The organism is Mycobacterium angelicum (assembly GCF_002086155.1).
Taxonomy (GTDB): Bacteria; Actinomycetota; Actinomycetes; order Mycobacteriales; family Mycobacteriaceae; genus Mycobacterium; species Mycobacterium angelicum.
Genome location: NZ_MVHE01000218.1, coordinates 1 through 974 on the forward strand (window position 1 = coordinate 1; position 974 = coordinate 974).

The 974-nt window shown below is 64.6% G+C and carries 1 protein-coding gene; it reads left to right on the forward strand.

Going from position 1 to position 974, the window contains the following annotated elements; genetic code table 11:
* Positions 1–974, forward strand: a 974-nt coding sequence (locus tag BST12_RS29085) for an acyltransferase domain-containing protein (protein WP_139802066.1), incomplete at both ends; no start/stop codon positions are given.

Genomic DNA, 974 nt, shown 5'->3' on the forward strand with positions numbered 1-974 from the left:
TCGTGTGGTGGTGGGGCGGGCTGGTGTGGTGGGTAAGTCGGTGGTGGTGTTTCCCGGGCAGGGGTCTCAGTGGGTGGGGATGGGTCGGGAGTTGTATGGGCGGTTTTCGGTGTTTGCGGCGGCTTTTGATGCGGTGGTGGGGGTGTTGGATGGGTATTTGCGGTTGCCGTTGCGTGAGGTGGTGTGGGGTGAGGATGAGGGGTTGTTGACCTCGACGGAGTTTGCTCAGCCGGCGTTGTTTGCGGTGGAGGTGGCGTTGTGGGAGTTGTTGGGGCATTGGGGTGTTCGGCCGGATTATGTGATGGGGCATTCGGTGGGGGAGTTGGTTGCGGCGTATGTGGCGGGGGTGTTGTCGTTGGGGGATGCGGCGATGTTGGTGGCGGCGCGGGCTCGGTTGATGGCGGGGTTGGCTGGTGGTGGGGTGATGGTGGCGGTGGGGGCGGCAGAGGCTGAGGTGGCGGGGTTGTTGGTGGCTGGGGTGGATATTGCGGCGGTCAATGGTCCTGAGTCGGTGGTGGTTTCGGGTGCTCGGGAGGCGGTTGGGTTGGTGGTGTCGCAGTTGGTGGGTCGGGGTCGGCGGGTGCATGAGTTGGCGGTGTCGCATGGGTTTCATTCGTCGTTGATGGAGCCGATGTTGGCCGAGTTTGGTGAGGTGGCTGCGCGGGTGGGGGTGGGGGTGGGGTCGATTCCGGTGGTGTCGAATGTGACCGGGGAGTTGGCGGGGCCGGGGTATGGGTCGGCGCAGTATTGGGTGGATCATGTGCGTCAGGCGGTGCGGTTTGCTGATGGGGTGCGGTGTGTGGAAAGCCTTGGGGTGACGCGGTTTATTGAGGTGGGTCCGGCCAGTGGTTTGGCGGCGTCGGTGGAGGCGTCGTTGGTTGGTGGGCAGGGGTTGGTGGTGTCGGTGTTGGGTCGTAAGGGCTCGGAGGTGGCTTCGGTGTTGGGTGGGGTGGGGCAGTTGTTTGTGGCTGGGG